This is a genomic window from Azospirillum brasilense (assembly GCF_001315015.1).
GTDB lineage: Bacteria > Pseudomonadota > Alphaproteobacteria > Azospirillales > Azospirillaceae > Azospirillum > Azospirillum brasilense.
The window spans coordinates 1250720-1264847 of record NZ_CP012915.1 but is presented as its reverse complement, the minus strand read 5'-3'; the positions used below and the strand labels follow the sequence as shown (position 1 = coordinate 1264847).

The following is a 14128-nucleotide window of genomic DNA, read 5'->3' as shown; positions in this document are numbered from 1 at the left end:
TCAGACGATCTTTTTGTGTTCGTCGTCGCGCTGGCGGGTGACGAGCATCAGGATGGCCACCACGACCGCAAAGAAGGCGGTCAGCGCCACGTAGAACAGCAACGCGACCCCGACCGTCAGGGTGCCGATCAGCACCATGGCGAGTATCCAGACGCCCAGCGATACGATGGCGCGCGACGACATCGGCTGTCCCAACCCTGCTTGCCGTGACTCCGGTTTGTCCTGCCCTGTAACCGGCCGTTGCGTCCGAGCATTCCTGGCCCGGGTTCGTCGGCGGTTTTTTGTTGAATGCCCCGAGCCTGCCATAGCTGGGGATGTTTACTGCCCGTGGCATGCTGTCACAGCGCGCCCGCGCCGCACCCCGGATGGGCATCGGAAGTAGAGCAGGCTGCCCGCTTGACAGCAAATGGCAAGCGCCTTACCTTTACGTAAACGTCAACCAATGACGATAAAGGGAAGGGTGGGGAATGCCGCAACCCGCAAGGTTGATGGGGCTGGGCGCACGTGACGACGACGGACTCGCCTCCGGCGCGGACGGCGCCGGGCGCTCCTTCGCCATCGGTGAACTGGCCGACGAGTTCGGGCTGACTCACCGCACCATCCGCCATTACGAGGACGAAGGGCTGCTGGCGCCGCAGCGCGACGGCACCTCCCGCGTCTACGGCCACCGCGACCGCGCGCGCCTCGCGCTGATCTGCCGGGGCAAGCGGCTGGGCTTCAGCCTCGCCGAGATCAAGGAATTCCTCACCCTCTACGACGCGGACGAGATCCAGAAGGAGCAGATGCGCTTCATGCAGCGCATCGCCCGCCGCCGCATCGCCGACCTGGAACGGCAGCTTCAGGACGTCCAGCAGACGCTGGGTGAACTGCGCATCATCGACACCCAGATCTCCGACCATTTCCGCAGGAACGGAATCACGGAGACGCACTTCCCGGAGGACACGCAACCATGACCTCGGCGCCTTTGACCACGCCCGCCAATCCGGTCGTCATCGCCGGCTACGCCCGTTCCCCCTTCGCCTTCGCCAACAAGGGCGAGCTGGCGAAGGTCCGCCCCGACGACCTGCTGGCCCATGTCGTCGCGGCGCTGGTCGAGCGCACGGGCGTCAACCCGCAGGACATCGAGGATGTGGTCGTCGGCTGCGCCTTCCCCGAGGGCGAGCAGGGCATGAACATCGCCCGCACCGTGTCCTTCCTGGCGAAGCTGCCGCTGACCGCCGGGGCCACCACGATCAACCGCTACTGCGGCTCCTCCATGCAGGCGATCCATCAGGCGGCCGGCGCCATCCAGATGGGGGCGGGCGAGGTCTTCCTGTGCGGGGGCATCGAATCGATGAGCCGCGTCCCGATGATGGGTTACAACCCGCTGCCCCATCCGGGCCTGAAGGACCATTATCCGGAAGCCTACTGCTCGATGGGCGTCACGGCGGAGAACGTCGCCCGCCGCTATGAAATTTCCCGCGCCGACCAGGAGGCGATGGCCGCCGAGTCCCACGCCAAGGCCGCCGCGGCCCAGCAGGCCGGGCGCCTCGCCGAGGAGATCGTCGCCATCCAGACCGCCGCTGGCCTCGTGGAGCGCGACGGCTGCATCCGCCCCGGCACCAGCGGCGAGACGCTGAGCGGCCTGAAGCCCGCCTTCCTGGCCGACGGCTCGGTCACCGCCGGCACCTCCTCCCCCCTGACGGACGGCGCCTCGGCGGTGCTGGTGACGACGGAGGCCTACGCCAAGGCCAACGGTCTGCCGATCCTCGCCCGCATCCGCTCGGTCGCGGTGGCCGGCTGCGCGCCGGAGGTGATGGGGCTCGGCCCGGTCCCGGCGGCGCAGAAGGCGCTGGCGCGCGCCGGCCTGTCCATCCGCGACATCGACGTGATCGAACTGAACGAGGCCTTCGCCGCCCAGGCCATCGCCTGCATGCGCGACCTCGACATCGACCCGGCCAAGGTGAATCTGGACGGCGGCGCCATCGCGCTCGGCCACCCGCTCGGCGCCACCGGCGCCCGCATCACCGGCAAGGCCGCGGCCCTGCTGAAGCGCGAGGGCAAGCAATTCGCCCTGGCCACCCAGTGCATCGGCGGCGGCCAGGGCATCGCCACGGTTCTGGAAGCGGTCTGACGGCGGCGGCACAGGGAGGCACCAACCATGCAGATCAAACGCGCCGCCGTGATCGGCTCCGGCGTGATGGGCAGCGGCATCGCCGCCCATTTCGCGAACGCCGGCATCCCCGTCGTCCTGCTCGACATCCCCGCCAAGGAGGGTGACGACCGCAGCGCCATCGCCAAGGGGGCCATCCAGAGGCTCCTGAAGACCGACCCCGCGCCCTTCATGCACCCGAAGAACGCCCGGCTGGTGACTCCGGGCAATCTGGAGGACGACCTCGCCCTGCTGGCCGACGTCGACTGGATCGTCGAAGCCATCGTCGAGAACCCGGCGGTCAAGGCCGACCTCTACCGCCGCATCGACCCGGTGCGCAAGGCGGGCTCCGTGGTGTCGTCCAACACCTCGACCATCCCGCTGGGCGTGCTGGTCGAGGGGCAGTCGGACGCCTTCAAGCGCGACTTCCTGATCACCCACTTCTTCAACCCGCCGCGCTACATGCGGCTTCTGGAGATCGTCGGTGGCGAGGCCACCCGGCCTGACGCGCTGGCCGCCGTCGCCGACGTCGGCGACCGCGCGCTGGGCAAGGGCGTGGTCCGCTGCAAGGACACGCCGGGCTTCATCGCCAACCGCATCGGCGTCTATTGGATCCAGACGGCGATCAACGCCGCCGTCGATCTCGGCCTGACGGTGGAGGAGGCCGACGCCATTGTGGGCCGCCCCATGGGCATCCCGAAGACCGGCGTGTTCGGTCTGGTCGATCTCGTCGGGCTGGACCTGATGCCGCACATCGCCAAGAGCCTGCTGGCGACCCTGCCGGAGAACGATCCCTACCGCGCCGCCTTCCGCGAGCACCCCGTCATCACCAAGATGATCGCGGAGGGTTACACCGGCCGCAAGGGCAAGGGCGGCTTCTACCGCCTGAACCGGGACGGCGGCGCCAAGGTCAAGGAGGCCATCGACCTGACCACCGGCGCCTACCGCCGCTCCGACAAGCCGAAGCTGGAGAGCGTGTCCGCCGCCGGGCGGGACCTGCGGGCGTTGGCCGACTTCCCCGACAGGACCGGGCAATACGCCCGCCGGGTGCTGGCCCACACGCTGGCCTACGCCGCGTCGCTGGTGCCGGAGATCGCCGATAGCATCGTCGCGGTCGATGAGGGCATGCGGCTTGGCTACAACTGGAAGCAGGGGCCTTTCGAGCTGATCGACCGGCTGGGCACCGCCTGGTTCGCCGACCTCTGCCGCAGCGAGGGCATCCCCGTCCCGCCGCTGGTCGAGCAGGCCGCCGGGCGGCCCTTCTACCGGGTGGAGGACGGCAAGCTCCAGCATCTGACCACCGCCGGCCTCTATGACACGGTGGTGCGTCCGGACGGCGTTCTGCTGCTGTCGGACATCAAGCGGGCGTCGAAGCCGGTGTGGAAGAACGGCTCGGCCAGCCTGTGGGACATCGGCGACGGTGTGCTGTGCGTCGAGTTCACCAGCAAGATGAACGCGCTGGACGGCGATGTCATGGCCGCCTACGGCAAGGCGATGAAGCTGATCGGCGACGGAAAAGGGGATTGGAAGGCGCTGGTCATCCACAATGAGGCCGACAACTTCTCGGTCGGCGCCAACCTCGGCCTCGCCCTGTTCGCCCTGAATGTCGGGCTGTGGCCGCAGATCGAGGAGCTGGTGGAGGGCGGCCAGCGCGCCTACCGCGCCCTGAAGTATGCCCCCTTCCCGGTGGTGTCGGCGCCCAGCGGCATGGCGCTCGGCGGCGGCTGCGAGATCCTGCTGCACTCCGACCATGTGCAGGCCCACGCCGAGACCTACATGGGGCTGGTCGAGGTCGGCGTCGGGCTGATCCCCGGCTGGGGCGGTTGCACCGAGATGCTGGCCCGCCACGCCGCCAACCCGAAGACTCCCAAGGGTCCGATGCCGCCGATCGCCGGGGCCTTCGAGACCATCAGCCTCGCCAAGGTCGCCAAGTCGGCGGCGGAGGCCAAGGACCTGCTGTACCTGCGCCCCGGCGACGGCATCACCATGAACCGCGACCGCCTGCTGGCCGACGCCAAGGCCAAGGCGCTGGAACTGGCCGCGAACTACACCCCGCCCGTGAAGGTCACCTACACGCTGCCCGGCCCCAACGGGCGTGCCGCGCTGGAGCTGTTCCTCGAAGGCTTCGCGTTGCAGGGCAAGGCGACGCCGCACGACATGGTCGTCTGCGGCAAGCTGGCCGGCATCCTGACCGGCGGTCCGAAGGCCGACGTCACCCAGCCGGTGACCGAGGACCAGATGCTGGCGCTGGAGCGCAAGGCCTTCATGGAGCTGGTGCGCACCGAGGGCACCATCGACCGGGTGGAGCACATGCTGACCACCGGCAAGCCGCTGCGGAACTGATGGGGGAGGATTGAGCAATGCCGATCTACAAGGCTCCGCTGGAGGATGTCCGCTTCGTCCTCGACGAGATCGTCGGCGCGGGCAAGCTGGCCGAACTGCCGGGTTACGAGGACGCCACCCCCGACCTGATCGCCCAGGTCCTGGAAGAAGGCGCCAAGCTGTGCGAGGAGGTGCTGTTCCCGCTGAACCAGTCTGGTGACGGGGAGGGCTGTACGTTCGAGAATGGCGTGGTGCGTACGCCCAAGGGCTTCAAGGAGGCGTACAGCACGTACATCGAGGCGGGCTGGCAGGGTCTGTCCTGCGATCCGGCCTATGGCGGGCAGGGGTTGCCGAAGCTGGTGAACACTATGCTGGAGGAGTTCATCTGCTCCGCCAACCTCAGCTTCGGCATGTATCCGGGCCTGTCGCTGGGGGCCTACAACGCGCTCTCCACCTATGGCTCCGAGGAGTTGAAGCAGCGCTTCCTAGGCCGGCTGGTGGACGGCACCTGGGCGGGCACCATGTGCCTGACGGAGCCCCATTGCGGCACCGACCTGGGGCTGATCCGCACGAAGGCGGTCCCGCAGGAGGACGGCAGCCACAAGATCACCGGCACGAAGATCTTCATCTCCGCCGGCGAGCATGACCTGACCGAGAACATCCTGCACCTCGTGCTGGCGCGCCTGCCCGATGCGCCGGCCGGGACGCGCGGCATCAGCCTGTTCCTGGTGCCCAAATTCCTGCCCAAGGAGGACGGTTCGGTCGGCCCGCGCAACGGTGTCGCCTGCGGCTCCATCGAGCACAAGATGGGCATCAAGGCGTCCGCCACCTGCGTGATGAACTTCGAGGACGCCACCGGCTGGCTGGTCGGCGAGCCGCACAAGGGCATGCGGGCGATGTTCGTGATGATGAACGCGGCCCGCCTCGCCGTCGGCATCCAAGGGCTGGGGGTGGCCGAGGTCAGCTACCAGAACGCGGTGGCCTATGCGAAGGAACGGCTCCAGGGCCGCTCCCTGAAAGGCACGGCGCACCCCGACAAGCCCGCCGATCCGATCATCGTGCATCCCGACGTGCGGCGGAACCTGCTGACCGCCCGCGCCTACACCGAGGGCGCGCGCGCTCTGGGCGCCCTGGTCGGCTACAAGCTGGACGTGGCGGAGAAGCACGCCGACGAAAAGACGCGCAAGGAGGCGGACGAGTTCGTCCAGCTCATGACGCCGATCGTCAAGGCGCTGTTCACCGACATCGGCTTCGAGTCGGCCAACATCGCCGTGCAGGTGCATGGCGGCCACGGCTTCATCTGGGAAACCGGGGTGGAGCAGTATGTCCGCGACGCCCGCATCTGTCAGATCTACGAGGGCACCAACGGCATTCAGGCGCTGGACCTCGTGGGGCGCAAGCTGCCGCAGGATATGGGCCGGCTGCTGCGCCGCTTCTTCCACCCTGTCGGGGCCGAGATCGAGGCCGACATGGAGAGGGAGGAACTGGCCGAGTTCGTGCTGCCGCTGGCCAAGGCCTTCGCCAAGCTCCAACAGGCGACCGCCATCATCGCGCAGAAGGGGCTGAAGGACCCGGAGGAGGCGGGGGCCGCCGCCACCGATTATCTGCGACTGTTCGGTCTGGTGGCGCTGGGCTGGATGTGGCTGAAGATGGTCAAGGCCGCCACGGCAAAATTGGCGGCAGGGGAGGGCAATGCGATCTTCCTTGAGGCCAAGATCAGGACGGCCCGTTTCTACATGGCGAAACTGCTGCCGCAGACCAACGCCCTGTTCATCACCATCATGGCCGGGTCCAAGCCACTGATGGAGATGGAGGAGGCCGCCTTCTGAGGATCAGCCTTACGGGGTCTATGTCTTTGGGCCGGGATCGGTGTATGCTTCACCCGTTCCGGCCCTTTCGCTTCGAGAGATGCGAAAGATAGAAAGTATGAAAACCACGGTTCTTTGTCATGAGCAACCCGGTGGCCTGATACATTCGTGCTCACTTTCGTCATGGGTGGAGGTCGCATAAAATGGATATTGCTGTCACGCGGCAATGCCATTGCTCAGAGCCTGCAATGTGACAAAGGTTAAATTCGGGTTGTCCACCCCCACCGAAACGTGGTACATCTGATGTGACATTACCCTGCATAAGGACTTTCTATACCTTTTGGAATTGGGTCATATGATGCTTGAAAATGGCCTGCATTTTTTCCGAAACTGAGGGTTGGAACACTGGCCTTGTGTCAGGGCTGTACGTTCGGACCATTGAAAGCACTGAGTACGGGGGCACCACCAGATGAAAATCCTGATCGGAGACGACCATGTGCTTTTCCGGGAGGGATTGCGCAGGCTGCTTGAGCAGCTGAAGGAGGGTGCCAGCTTTGAGGAAGCCAGCAACTTTGATGAGCTTCTGGAAAAGGCTGGCAAGGGCGAGACCTACGATCTCGTTCTGACCGATCTGCGCATGCCCGGTTGGCCCGGTTTCTCCGGCATCCAAGACCTGCGGGGAAAGCAGCCCGACTCCAAAGTCGTGGTCGTGTCGGCGTCCGAAGCGCATCACGACGTCCGCGACGCGCTGGAGCATGGCGCTGCAGGCTACATCCCGAAATCCTCCAGCGTGAAAATCATGCTGAGCGCGCTGGATCTCATCTTCTCCGGTGGCGTCTATGTGCCGCCGACTGTGCTGCGCGAGTCTGGGGAGACGGAGGTGCGCGTCGGCGCCATCCCGCCCAGCGACCCGCAACTCGACCATCTGCTGACCCAGCGTCAGCGCGAGGTTCTGGACCGCCTGCGCGAAGGCAAGTCCAACAAGCAGATCGCCCATGAGCTGGGCCTGTCGGAAGGCACGGTGAAGATCCACATGACCGCGATCTTCAAGTCGCTGGGTGTGCGCAACCGCACCCAGGCCGCCATGGCCTTTCCGCAGTCGCACTCCGCCTGACCGTCCAGACTGGCTGTCCGGCTGTTCTACCTTTGAAAACGCCCGCGGGATCTCCCGCGGGTGTTTTCGTTTTTAGGCTGGTGGCGTCGCCTTATCCCATTCCGGCGACGTAGCCGCGCAGGGACTCGACCTCCAGTTCTGCGTCGTCCAGCCGCGCCTTCACGATGTCGCCGATGCTGACCAGCCCGACGAGTTCGCCGTCCTCCAGGATCGGCAGATGGCGGATGCGGCGCTGCGTCATCACGCCCATGATCTGGGACACCGTGTCGGCCGGGCTTCCGGTGACGAGGTCGCGGGTCATCAGATCGCCGACGGGCCGCTCCAGGGCGGCGGCGCCATCCGCGGCCACGGCGCGGACAATGTCGCGTTCCGACAGGATACCGGCGGGCCGGCCGTCATCCCTCATCACCAGAACGGCGCCGATTTTGTGTTGGGCGAGCTTGCGGGCGACCGCGTCGATCCGGTCCTCCGGATTGGCGGTGATGATCTCCGTGCCCTTCCTCTTTAAGACGGCGGCAATGTGCATGGCTGTGCTTCCTCCCGCGCGGATTCACGAAAGGGAATGCTCACCCACTGTTGCCGCTCTAGGAAGTCGCAAAAAGGAACAGGCCGGATACCCCTTTCGAGGTAGCCGGCCTGAATCCCATGGCCTTGCGGGGCCTCCCATGGGAGGCCCCGCAGAAGCTGATTAGAAGCGGTAGCCGACGCCGATGCCGATCAGCCACGGATCGATCTTGACGTCCGAGGTGACCGGAACGCCGCTGACGTTGGCGGTCACGTCGGTCTTCAGGAAGATCTTCTTGACGTCAAGGTTCAGCGACCAGTTGCCGGTCAGGGCGACGTCGACACCAGCCTGCAGAGCCCAGCCGAAGCGGTTCTTATAGTCGACGGTGTTGGTCGTGAAGCCGTCCGCGTTGGTGCTCCGGGCGGCGGTCTCGTCGTAGAACCAGGTGTAGTTGATGCCGGCGCCGACGTACGGGCTGACACGCTCCTTCGTGAAGAAGTGGTACTGGGCGGTCAGGGTCGGCGGCAGGAGCGAGACCTTGCCCACGTCGATGTCGTGGCCGGTGATCAGCGAACCGGAAACCTTGTGACGCGTGGTGCCGGCGATCAGCTCCAGCGCGATGTTGTCGGTGATGAAGTAGGAGACGTCGAGTTCGGGGATGTAATCGTTCTCGATATCCACGCTGCCGATGTTGCTGCCGCCGAACGGACCGCCGCCGATCAGGTCACCATTTTCCTGCGGGATCACGGCCAGGGCGCGCGCGCGCACCAGGATGTCACCGGCGGACTTGCCCTTGAAATCCTGGGCCAGCGACGGGGAGGAAACGGCGGCAAGAGCCGTGGTCGCCAGCAGGGCGGCGGCGGCGCGCTTCAGGAAAGTCATGGGATTCGCTCCAGGGCAGAATTAGCTGATGTCGTTTTTTTGGCTTAATGCCTGGAGATGTATTACCAGAGTTTTTCTAGGGTTGCTATGGCAGCTCAACCAATCCGTCATGGTGCGGCGGCTTTGCAACAGCGACGAGTTGTCGCATGGACTGGAACTCTTAACGCGCTGGGGCCATGGAGGGTTGTGGTGACTGTGAAGGGACTTGCGACAGGCAGTTCTGTACGATTGCGTAGCACTGGCCGAGTCGGCTTCCGCCGCTGGATGATCCGCCATAGACGATGCGTTCCACCGCGCCATTGCGCAGGGTGAAAGTCGCATCGCAGTCGACGCTTCTCACGTCATAGCCGTAGCCGCCCCAGGCGCCGTAGGGATAGCCCCAGTAGCCGCCATAGCCGCCCCAGGACGGGTAGGAATACAGCCGGTTGCTGCGGTAGGTGAAGAATTCCAGATCCCCGGCGGTGGTCTGTCGTTCCGGAACCCCGGCGCAGGACAGCAGCGTCTGCTTCGGCATGCCGATCAGCGCGTTCTGCGCGACCATCGCCTGATCGGCGGCTGGGTTGGCGCAGCCGCCCAGAAGGCCGGTGGTCAGAAGAACCGCAACGAAACCGCTTCCGCTCATCGTCCCGCGCATCGCCGTGTCTCCTGTCAGGGGCGCCGCAGCCGGGCCGGCGCCAGATCCTCCGCACGCACGCCGAGGGCCGCAACCTCCGGCGGCAGGCCGCGTCCGGTCGCCAGGGCCGCCGCGGTGCGGCCCATGGCCGGCGCCGTCTGGATGCCGTAGCCGCCCTGGCCGGCCAGCCAGAAGAAGCCATCCACCGACTCGTCGTAGCCCGCCACCATCACCTTGTCGGCGACGAAGCTGCGCAGACCCGCCCATTTGTGCGTGATACGTCGAACGGAAAAGCGCACCGCCTGTTCCATGCGGTCGATGGCGACGGCGATGTCCAACTCCTCCGGTTGAACGTCGCATGGCTCCACGGGCGTCTCGTCGGCGGGGGAGAGTAGCAGCCGGCCCGACTCCGGCTTCATGTAGAACCGCTCGTCCACATCGATGGTCATCGGCCAACCGGCGAGTCCCGCCCCGTCTGCCGGATCGGCGAACACGGGATCGAAGGTGATGGCGGTGCGCCGCTTCGGCACCAGCCCGACGGCGCGCGCGCCGGCCATCCCCGCCAGAACGTCGGCCCAGGCGCCAGCGGCGTTGACCAGCACCGGCGCGGCGAAATCACCCGCCGGGGTGGAGGCGATCCACAGCCCGTCGCGCCGTTCCAGCGCCGTCACTCCGGCATCGGTCACCAGCCGCCCGCCGCGCGCCTTCAGCCCCCGCAGATAACCGCTGTGGATGGCGTGGACGTCCATGTCCATGGCCTCCGGCTCCCACACCGCGCCATCCACGTAATCGGGGTTCAGGAAGGGCGCGCGGGCCAGCGTCTCGGCGCGGTCGAGGCGTTCGACGGTCGGGGTCAGGCGGCGCCCCTCGGCGAAGTCGCGGTCCAGCGCGGCGGTCTGGTCGGCCCGCCCGATCAGCAGGACGCCGCGCGGAGTCAGAAGCGGGTGCTCCGAAAAGCCGTCCGGCGGGTTGGTGTAGAAGTCCCAACTCGCCACCGTCAGCGCGCGGACCACCGGATGCCCATAGGTTTGGGTGTAGAGCGCCGCCGACCGGCCCGTGGAGTGGTAGCCGGGCTGGCTCTCCCGCTCCAGAACGGCGACGCTGCCGTGCGCCGCCAGCTCATAGGCCGCCGAGGCGCCGGCCATGCCGCCGCCGACGATCAGGAAATCCACCCGTTCCACGTCCATTCTCCCTTTCCGGCGACCGGGCCGGTCGTTCATCCGCGTCATCTTATGCGTCAGAGGGAGCGGAATGAAGCCGTGAAAGCCTGCGGATGGGAGATCGGGGCCGGTTACGCCGCGCCGCGCAGTTCCTCGGCCTTTTGCAGGTCCACGCTGACCAGTTGCGACACGCCCCGCTCGACCATGGTCACGCCGAACAGCCGGTCCACGCGGGCCATGGTCAGGCGGTGATGGGTGATGATGAGGAAGCGGGTGTTGCCCTCCCGCGCGATGTCCTCGACCAGATCGCAGAAGCGCCCGACGTTGGCCTCGTCCAGCGGCGCGTCGACCTCGTCCAGCACGCAGATCGGCGCGGGGTTGGAGCGGAAGACGGCGAACAGGAGCGACAGCGCGGTCAAGGCCTGCTCGCCGCCGGACAGCAGCGACAGCACTTGCAGCTTCTTGCCCGGCGGGCTGGCGTAGATCTCCAGCCCCGCCTGCAGCGGGTCCTCGGCGTTGACCAGCTCCAGATGCGCCTTGCCGCCGCCGAACAGGCGGATGAACAGCTCCTGGAAGTTGCGGTTCACGGTGTCGAAGGAGGCGACCAGACGCTCCCGCGCCTCGCGGTTCAGGCTGGCGATGCCCTGGCGCAGGCGGGCGATGGCGCTGACCAGATCCTCGCGCTCGGTCTGCAGCGTGCCGATCTGCGTTTCCAGCTCCGCGGCCTCGATCTCGGCGCGCAGATTGACCGGCCCCATGTTCTCCCGCTCGCGGGTCAGCTTGTCGAGGCGCGATTCCACGACCGCCACGTCGGGCATCGCCTCGTCGGCGGGAAGGTCGGCGGCGGCGCGGGTCTGTTCGGGGCGGCAGTTCAGCCGCTCGGCGATGCGCTCCGTCAGGGTCTGGCCGTTCTGCAGCGCGGCGGAGACGGCGGCCTCGGCGTGGGCGCGGGCCTCGCGGGCGTCGGCCAAACCGGACTCGGCCTGCTTCAACAGCTTTTCGGTCTCGGCCAGCCGGTTCTCGGCTTCGGCCAGGGAATCGGCGGCGCGCTTACGGGCGCGTTCGGCCTCGCTGATCCGGCCGAGCAGCGCCTGACGGTCGGCCTCGATCGCCGCCGGGCGGCTTTGCAACTGGGCGAGGTCGGCTTCGGCGGCGGCGGCGCGCTGCTTCAGTTCGGCCACGCGCCCGCCCGCACCGGCGGAGCGGGTGCCCCAGGAGGCGACGTCCTGCTGGATGGCGGCCAGACGCTGGCGGCGGGACTGCGCCTCGCGGGTCAGGCGGTCCAGCGCGTTCTGCTTCTCGGCCAGGACGGTGCGGTGTTCGGCGAGGGTGGCGCGGCGGTCGTTGACGGCGTCGCGGCCCTCGCGCGAGTCGGGCAGGGCGTCCAGCAGCTCCCGCGCCTCCTCCAGGGCGGCCTCGGCCTCCTGCCGGTCGGTTTCCAGCCGCGCGATGCCGTCGACCACGGCCGCCAGCTTCGATGCGGCGGCGTCGGCCTCGCGGGCCAGCTTGGCGTGGCGGTCGCGGGCGGCGGTCACCCCGGTGAAGGCCTCGCGCACCGCGTCGCGGGCGCGGCGGTCGGCCTGGGCGGCTTCCTCGACGGCGCGCTTGGCCTCGTCCAGGGCGTCGCGGGCGACCTCCAGCCGCTCGTCGGCGAGGTCCAACTCGCCGCGCAGCTCGTTCAGGCGGTTGCGCTGCTTCAGGCGGACGGCGGCGGCGGTTGGCGCGCCCGCTTGAACGGTCAACCCGTCCCAGCGCCATGCCCCGCCGTCGCGGCTGACCAGGGTCTGGCCGGGGGCGAGGCCGGCGGCCAGGGCCGCGCCCGCCGCGTCGTCGGCGACAACGCCGATGTGCGACAGGGCGCGGGCGGCGGCGTCCGGTCCCTGCACGCGGTCGGCCAGCGGCTCAGCCCCGGCGGGCAGGGCGGCGGCGGCCGGGTAGGGCGGCAGGCTACGCCAATGGACCGGGGCGGCCTCGTCCAGCGGAGCGGTCAGCGCGTCGCCCAGCGCTGCCGCCAGGGCGCCCTCGTAGCCCGGAGCGACGGTCACCGCATCGACCAGCGGCGGGAACAGGTCGCCCGCCCCGGCGGAGAGCAGCTCGGCCAGCGCCTTCTCCTCCGCCTTCAGCTTGGCGCGGGCGGATTCGGCGGTTTGTAGGGCCTCGCGGGCGCGGGCTTGGGCGGGCTCGGCGTCGGTCTTGGTGCGCTCGGCCCGTTCGGCGGCCTCGCGGGCGTCCTCCAACCGCTGTTCGGCCAGTTCGACGGCCAGTTCGGACTCAGCCACATCGGCGCGGGCGGCGATCTCGCGCTCCAGCGCGTCGCGCTGCGCCTGCTGTTCGGCGAGGCGCTTGGCGAGCCCGGCAGCGCGTGTTTCAAAATCAGCGACCTGCCGCAGGGTGGCGGCGCGGCGGGCCTCGTCGGCGGCGGTTTGCTCGGTCAGGCGGGTCAGCTCGCGGTCGAGCGCGTCCACCGCCTCCCGCGCGTCGGCCAGCGCGTCGCGCGCGGCCTCCTCCAGCATCTCCTCGTCGGCCTGGGCTTCGAGAAGCCGGTCGCGCTCGGCCTCCAGCCGGGCCAGGGCGTCGCCGGCGTCGGCGGCCAGAGCCTCCTCGCGGCCGAGGTCGCCGGCGATCTGCTGAAGGCGGGAGAGCAGGGCGCGCTGCTGCTCGGCGACCCGCTTCTCCTCGGCGTCGAGCTGTTCCTTGGCGATGACCAGCCGTTGCAGGGCCGCTGCCTCCGCCGCCTCGGTCTGGCGCTTCTCCGGCAACCCGGCGGCGTCATCGGTGCGGCGGGTGGTCAGTTGGGTGACCGCCAGCATCAGCTCCCGCACCGCGCCCTCGGCCTTGGCGAAGGCGCCGCGGGCGCGCGCCAGTTCGCCTTCATGGGCGATCCAGCGCAGGTGCCAGAGCACCGCCTCCGCCTTGCGGATCTGCTCCGACAGGTTGCGGTAGCGGGCGGCCTGCCGCGCCTGTTTCTTCAGGCTTTGAAGCTGGGTGTCCATGGCCCCGATCACGTCGTCGAGGCGCATGAGGTTGGCTTCGGCCGCCTTCAGCCGCAGTTCCGCCTCGTGCCGGCGGGAGTGCAGGCCGGTGATGCCCGCCGCCTCCTCCAGCAGCATGCGGCGGTCCTGCGGCTTGGCGTTGATGATCTGGCCGACCTTGCCCTGGCTGACCAGCGCCGGGGAGGCGGCGCCCGAGGCGTTGTCGGCGAAGAGGAGCTGGACGTCGCGGGCCCGCACCAGCTTGCCGTTGATGCGGTAGTCGGAGCCGTTGCCCCGCTCGATCCGCCGCGTCACCTCCAGCTCGTCGTGCTCGTTGAAGCCGGCGGGGGCGGTGCGCGTGCGGTTGTCGATGAGGAGGGCGACCTCGCCCAGATTGCGCGCCGGACGATTGGCCGTGCCGCCGAAGATGACGTCGTCCATGTCGTCGCCGCGCATGCGCTTGGCGGAGGTTTCCCCCATCACCCAGCGCAGCGCCTCCACCAGATTCGACTTGCCGCAGCCGTTGGGGCCGACGATGCCGGTCATGCCCGGCTCGATCACCAGATCGGTGGCGTCGACGAACGACTTGAAGCCGGACAGGCGGAGGCGCGTGAAGTGCAC

At 68.2% G+C, this 14128-nt stretch carries 11 protein-coding genes; 5 read left to right on the top strand and 6 right to left on the bottom strand.

From position 1 onward, the window contains the following. Positions 1 to 183 (bottom strand): hypothetical protein, encoded by a 183-nt coding sequence (locus AMK58_RS19460; RefSeq protein ID WP_035678585.1) that lies wholly within the window; start codon positions 181 to 183, stop codon positions 1 to 3. Between the two features lie 284 nt (positions 184 to 467). Between AMK58_RS19460 and AMK58_RS19455 the strand changes: the two genes are divergently transcribed. From AMK58_RS19455 to AMK58_RS19435, 5 genes are all read left to right on the top strand, one after another. After that, positions 468 to 953: a MerR family transcriptional regulator gene (locus tag AMK58_RS19455; RefSeq protein WP_059399313.1), complete on the top strand. Its 486-nt coding sequence runs from the start codon at positions 468 to 470 to the stop codon at positions 951 to 953. After that, a complete protein-coding gene (locus AMK58_RS19450) occupies positions 950 to 2113 on the top strand; it encodes a thiolase family protein (RefSeq protein ID WP_014198340.1) in 1164 nt (387 codons plus the stop codon). The genes AMK58_RS19455 and AMK58_RS19450 overlap by 4 nt, the downstream gene beginning before the upstream one ends. Before the next feature lie 27 nt (positions 2114 to 2140). Continuing rightward, the gene (locus AMK58_RS19445; protein ID WP_059399312.1) at positions 2141 to 4474 is read left to right on the top strand and encodes a 3-hydroxyacyl-CoA dehydrogenase/enoyl-CoA hydratase family protein; all 2334 of its coding nucleotides are present in this window, start codon (positions 2141 to 2143) and stop codon (positions 4472 to 4474) included. A 17-nt stretch (positions 4475 to 4491) separates the two neighbouring features. Beyond that, the gene (locus AMK58_RS19440; protein WP_035678592.1) at positions 4492 to 6282 is read left to right on the top strand and encodes an acyl-CoA dehydrogenase C-terminal domain-containing protein; all 1791 of its coding nucleotides are present in this window, start codon (positions 4492 to 4494) and stop codon (positions 6280 to 6282) included. A 448-nt stretch (positions 6283 to 6730) separates the two neighbouring features. Continuing rightward, the gene (locus tag AMK58_RS19435) at positions 6731 to 7375 is read left to right on the top strand and encodes a response regulator (protein WP_035678594.1); all 645 of its coding nucleotides are present in this window, start codon (positions 6731 to 6733) and stop codon (positions 7373 to 7375) included. Between the two features lie 91 nt (positions 7376 to 7466). Here AMK58_RS19435 and AMK58_RS19430 read toward each other — a convergent pair whose 3' ends face one another. The 5 genes from AMK58_RS19430 to AMK58_RS19410 all read right to left on the bottom strand — a co-directional run bounded on the left by AMK58_RS19430 (position 7467) and on the right by AMK58_RS19410 (position 14128). Continuing rightward, positions 7467 to 7901, bottom strand: a complete 435-nt coding sequence (locus AMK58_RS19430) for a CBS domain-containing protein (protein ID WP_035678595.1) — start codon at positions 7899 to 7901, stop codon at positions 7467 to 7469. A gap of 162 nt (positions 7902 to 8063) precedes the next feature. Then, positions 8064 to 8762 carry an OmpW/AlkL family protein gene (locus AMK58_RS19425; protein WP_014198347.1) on the bottom strand — a complete coding sequence of 233 codons (699 nt, stop codon included), beginning with the start codon at positions 8760 to 8762 and terminating at the stop codon, positions 8064 to 8066. 160 nt (positions 8763 to 8922) lie between these two features. Next, a complete protein-coding gene (locus tag AMK58_RS19420) occupies positions 8923 to 9396 on the bottom strand; it encodes a hypothetical protein (RefSeq protein ID WP_035678597.1) in 474 nt (157 codons plus the stop codon). A 14-nt stretch (positions 9397 to 9410) separates the two neighbouring features. After that, complete coding sequence (locus AMK58_RS19415; RefSeq protein ID WP_059399311.1) at positions 9411 to 10562, bottom strand: NAD(P)/FAD-dependent oxidoreductase; 1152 nt, start codon at positions 10560 to 10562, stop codon at positions 9411 to 9413. Positions 10563 to 10666: 104 nt separating this feature from the next. After that, positions 10667 to 14128 carry a chromosome segregation SMC family protein gene (locus tag AMK58_RS19410; RefSeq protein WP_059399310.1) on the bottom strand — a complete coding sequence of 1154 codons (3462 nt, stop codon included), beginning with the start codon at positions 14126 to 14128 and terminating at the stop codon, positions 10667 to 10669.